General features: G+C 41.3%; 5 protein-coding genes. All 5 read left to right on the top strand.

All coding sequences use genetic code 11. The features are described from left to right. The first annotated feature begins 880 nt into the window (after positions 1-880). The 5 genes from AACX33_RS04735 (at position 881) to AACX33_RS04755 (ending at position 4682) form a co-directional block, all read left to right on the top strand. Positions 881-2311 (top strand): form I ribulose bisphosphate carboxylase large subunit, encoded by a 1431-nt coding sequence (locus tag AACX33_RS04735; protein ID WP_194002848.1) that lies wholly within the window; start codon positions 881-883, stop codon positions 2309-2311. A 101-nt stretch (positions 2312-2412) separates the two neighbouring features. After that, on the top strand, positions 2413-2811 hold the full coding sequence (rcbX, locus tag AACX33_RS04740) for a RuBisCO chaperone RbcX (protein ID WP_194002846.1): 399 nt from the start codon (positions 2413-2415) through the stop codon (positions 2809-2811). Between the two features lie 63 nt (positions 2812-2874). After that, positions 2875-3210 carry a ribulose bisphosphate carboxylase small subunit gene (locus tag AACX33_RS04745; RefSeq protein WP_194002843.1) on the top strand — a complete coding sequence of 112 codons (336 nt, stop codon included), beginning with the start codon at positions 2875-2877 and terminating at the stop codon, positions 3208-3210. A 220-nt stretch (positions 3211-3430) separates the two neighbouring features. After that, complete coding sequence (locus AACX33_RS04750) at positions 3431-4051, top strand: GDSL-type esterase/lipase family protein (RefSeq protein ID WP_194002975.1); 621 nt, start codon at positions 3431-3433, stop codon at positions 4049-4051. 46 nt (positions 4052-4097) lie between these two features. Continuing rightward, positions 4098-4682, top strand: a complete 585-nt coding sequence (locus AACX33_RS04755; RefSeq protein ID WP_194002841.1) for a Uma2 family endonuclease — start codon at positions 4098-4100, stop codon at positions 4680-4682. Positions 4683-4752: the final 70 nt, after the last annotated feature.

A 4752-nucleotide genomic window follows, 5' to 3' on the forward strand; every position in this document is an offset into this window, starting at 1 on the left:
CCTCACCCACAGTCAAACTTTACTTCTCTACATAAAAATTCACAAAATGTTTAAATCTTTATGTAATAACAAAATTAAATATATAAGTTAAAAATTTTCAAAGAATAACTTATCAAATTCTTGATATATTGTGAGACAAGCTACAAATTACGTGGTGTGCAATTTCTTTTTCTTTCACTTATCACCCTGCTGTGTTTCTGTCAAGCAAATTCTCTCTTGGTCTGTTTACCACTTTAGGGGACATATCAGGAGTGTGTCGAAGGGAATGGGTGTCAGCAAACCCAATACCCTAAAAACCCCGATGTGTAGGGGAATTATTTAATACTTTCCGCAAAACACGGAGTTTTTGCTGGAAATAGAAAAATTTAGCGGGGCAAGAGAAAGAGATAAAAGAGAATTTTTATTCACGGGATGAGGAAAAAGCCGCAAGTGCAAGTTTATGCACCCCAATTTGGGAAGAACATTTGTTAATAAATATTACTAAATGTTCATTGCTAGAAAATCGACCCGCCAAAGCCAACCTCTAACAAAAAATTTTTCCTGATTTTTCCCCCCAATCAGTGAGGGTAAAAAGCGGGAGTCAAAGAAAGTTGCACAGAATGTGATTTGATTTCTACAAGCCGCACTCTTGTGCGAGCTTCTAGTTATGAGTTAGGCGCGACCTATTTCTCTTTGTAGTATATGGTTGCGTATTCTGGTAAAGTGATTTGACGGACATTATAACAGCCGCCGTCGGTGCGCCGGATGCTTTAAACGCCTAAGTCGAATCTATAAGACCTGGAGTAATTCAGGCAAGACTCAGTAAAGTAGGAATCGCATGACTTAATAGCCATGCGAAGTTCAATAAGTAATTAAAGAGTGATTTCTTGGAAGGGAATTTATGTCTTACGCTCAAACTAAGACCCAGAGCAAATCAGGGTATCAAGCCGGTGTTAAAGATTACAGACTAACTTATTACACCCCAGACTACACACCTAAAGATACAGATATTCTTGCAGCATTCCGGATGACTCCCCAACCTGGAGTTCCTCCCGAAGAAGCAGGTGCTGCTGTGGCGGCTGAGTCCTCCACCGGTACTTGGACAACTGTATGGACAGACTTGCTCACCGACCTAGACCGCTACAAAGGTCGTTGCTACGATATCGAACCAGTTGCTGGTGAAGATAACCAATACATCTGCTACGTTGCTTATCCTCTAGACTTGTTCGAGGAAGGCTCCGTCACCAATATGTTGACCTCAATTGTAGGTAACGTATTTGGTTTTAAAGCTCTGCGGGCGCTACGTTTGGAAGACTTGCGGATTCCCGTTGCTTACCTGAAGACCTTCCAAGGGCCTCCTCATGGTATTCAAGTAGAACGTGACAAATTAAACAAATATGGTCGTCCTTTGCTGGGTTGTACCATTAAGCCCAAATTAGGTTTGTCCGCTAAAAACTACGGACGTGCAGTATACGAATGCTTGCGCGGTGGTTTGGACTTCACCAAAGATGACGAAAACATCAACTCTGCACCATTCCAAAGATGGCGCGATCGCTTCTTGTTTGTAGCAGACGCTATCCACAAAGCACAAGCAGAAACCGGCGAAATCAAAGGTCACTACCTGAACGTTACCGCCCCCACCTGTGAGCAAATGTTGCAACGGGCTGAGTTCGCTAAAGAACTCAAAATGCCCATCATCATGCATGACTACCTAACCGCAGGTTTCACAGCTAACACCACATTGTCTCATTGGTGTCGCGCCAACGGTGTATTACTGCACATTCACCGTGCGATGCACGCCGTTATTGACCGTCAAAAGAACCACGGTATTCACTTCCGCGTTTTGGCTAAAACCCTGCGGATGTCTGGTGGTGACCACATTCACACCGGTACAGTTGTTGGTAAATTGGAAGGCGAACGTGGTATCACAATGGGCTTCGTTGACCTATTGCGTGAAAACTACGTTGAAAAAGACTTGTCTCGCGGTATCTACTTTACCCAAGACTGGGCTTCCATGGGTGGTGTAATGGCAGTTGCTTCCGGTGGTATCCACGTATGGCATATGCCCGCACTTGTAGAAATCTTCGGTGATGACTCCGTACTACAATTTGGTGGTGGTACACTTGGTCACCCCTGGGGTAACGCACCTGGTGCAACCGCTAACCGTGTAGCTTTGGAAGCTTGTATCCAAGCTCGTAACGAAGGCCGTAACTTGGCTCGTGAAGGTAACGACGTTATCCGCGAAGCTGCTAAGTGGAGTCCTGAACTAGCTGTTGCTTGCGAACTTTGGAAAGAAATCAAGTTCGAGTTCGAGGCAATGGATACTGTCTGATCCTCAAGTAACTAGTAAAAAGTTAAGGAGTAAAAGAAAATAATATTCTTTCTTTTTACTTTTTACTTTAGCTTTTTACTTTTTATGGGCTGGGGACAAACATGAATCTTAAGCAAATTGCCAAGGATACAGCCAAGACATTGCAAAGCTACCTGACTTATCAGGCGCTGAAAACAGTATTGGCACAGCTAGGTGAAACGAATCCTCCATTGGAACTTTGGCTACATAACTTTTCTGCTGGCAAAATCCAGGACGGAGAAGCGTATATTGAGCAACTGTTTCTCGAAAAGCCAGATTTGGCATTACGCATTATGACTGTCAGAGAACACATCGCGGAGGAAGTCGCCGACTTTCTCCCTGAAATGGTTCGCACTGGCTTTCAGCAAGCCAATATGGAACAACGTCGCCAGCATCTAGAACGCATCACACTCATAGATACATCTCACCCCAGTCCACATTCGGAACAGCAGACAAGTTCAGATTTCAATAGTGAACAGTGATCATTTTTAACTGATAACTGTTTACTAATAACTAATATCAATCGCAACCCATTATCAAAAGCTATGCAAACTTTACCAAAAGAGCGTCGTTACGAAACCCTTTCTTACCTTCCACCTCTTTCTGATGCTCAAATTGCCAAGCAAGTTCAGTACATTTTGACTCAAGGTTACATTCCAGCTATTGAGTTCAACGAAGTTTCTGAGCCAACAGAATTTTACTGGACAATGTGGAAGTTGCCTTTGTTCGGCGCTAAGTCCACTCAAGAAGTATTGAGCGAAGTTCAATCTTGCCGTTCTCAATACAGCAACTGCTTTATCCGTGTTGTTGGTTTTGACAACATCAAGCAGTGCCAAGTTCTCAGCTTTATTATTCACAAGCCCAACACCAGCAGATACTAAGAGTTGGATTTTTGAATTATTTTTGGGGAAATTGAATTAATTTTTCCCCGTTAGAGAGGTAGAGTTTTCTGCCTCTTTTTTTATTAATTAAAGTAGTAGCGTGACAAGCTTAAAATGTGGCAAAAAATTGTAGGTTGGGTTGACGTATCCTAGGTTTAATGCAACATTTTAGCCTTGTCACACCACTACATTGAAATTTTTTAATAGAGGAAGAGTTATGATGACCTTTGAGCATCCCAAGCAAATTAGAATTTGTTTTTTGGGTGAATCATTTGTTAATGGTGCGGGTGATCCTGAGTGTCTGGGTTGGACAGGTCGAATATGTGTGAATGCGAATAAAAAAGGTGATGATATTACCTACTATAATTTAGGCGTGCGGCGAGAAACGAGTACTGAACTCAGAAATCGTTGGCTAAAAGAAGTTTCTTATCGGTTACCAAAAGAATATGACGGCAGAGTTGTCTTTTCATTTGGTGTTAATGATACAACCATAGAAAATGGTAAAACCCGTGTTTCACTCACAGAATCCCTGGAAAATATCCATAGTATTTTAAGTGAGGCTAAACAGTTATATCCTGTGTTGATGGTTAGTCCACCACCATGTTTTGATGAAGAACAAGAGGGGAGAAATCAAAGAATCGTTAATTTATCTCAAGGATTTGCTTTAGTTTGTGATGAATTAAATGTGCCTTATTTAAATGTATTTTCGATATTAGAAAAATCAAATATTTGGATAAATGAGGCAAAAAATTATGATGGCGCTCATCCTAGAGCCGCAGGTTATGCAGAATTTGCCCAAATTGTAGATAATTGGGATGCTTGGTTAAATTGGTTTCAATAAGAATTGCCTATACTAGATGTAGATATCCGATTTTGAGGAATTTGTGATGAAAGCATCGGTAGAACCAAGCTTGAGTAAAAATCTCCAAATTCCACCTTTAGAAAGTGGCGATCGCCTGACACGTCAAGAATTTGAGCGGCGATATACAGCAATGCCAAATATTAAGAAAGCTGAACTCATAGAAGGAATTGTATACGTGGCTTCACCCTTACGTTTTAGAAGTCATGGAAAGCCTCATGGAGACTTGATTATTTGGCTGGGAACTTACAAAGTTGCTACCCCAGGTGTAGAGTTAGGTGATAACGTTACAGTCCGTCTGGATTTAGATAATGAACCACAACCTGATGTTGTCCTGATAGTTGACGAACAACTGGGTGGACAAGCACATATTAGTGACGATGACTACGTAGAAGGCGCACCGGAGTTAGTCGCGGAAGTTGCTGCTAGTAGTGCGGCTAATGATTTGTATGATAAAAAACGAGTATATCGCCGTAATGGTGTGAAAGAATATATTGTTTGGCAGATTTACGATCATAAACTTGATTGGTTCTTTTTAGAAAATGGTGAATATATACTGAAGGGGGGACAAAATCCGCTACAAGACAGACTCTATAAGCTTCATAGCTCTTAGACCTTGTTGATAATACTTACGTTTATTGCGATTTAATTTCATTAATTTCGTGACTAAATCTATACAAACA

The sequence above is a fragment of the Nodularia sp. LEGE 04288 genome (genome assembly GCF_963896525.1).
In the GTDB taxonomy this organism is placed as follows: Bacteria; Cyanobacteriota; Cyanobacteriia; order Cyanobacteriales; family Nostocaceae; genus Nodularia.

Bases quoted from the DNA above. Each gene is read 5' to 3' on its own strand.
- AACX33_RS04735 (WP_194002848.1), top strand. From the start codon at position 881: ATGTCTTACGCTCAAACTAAGACCCAGAGCAAATCAGGGTATCAAGCC.
- rcbX (WP_194002846.1), top strand. From the start codon at position 2,413: ATGAATCTTAAGCAAATTGCCAAGGATACAGCCAAGACATTGCAAAGC.
- AACX33_RS04745 (WP_194002843.1), top strand. From the start codon at position 2,875: ATGCAAACTTTACCAAAAGAGCGTCGTTACGAAACCCTTTCTTACCTT.
- AACX33_RS04750 (WP_194002975.1), top strand. From the start codon at position 3,431: ATGACCTTTGAGCATCCCAAGCAAATTAGAATTTGTTTTTTGGGTGAA.
- AACX33_RS04755 (WP_194002841.1), top strand. From the start codon at position 4,098: ATGAAAGCATCGGTAGAACCAAGCTTGAGTAAAAATCTCCAAATTCCA.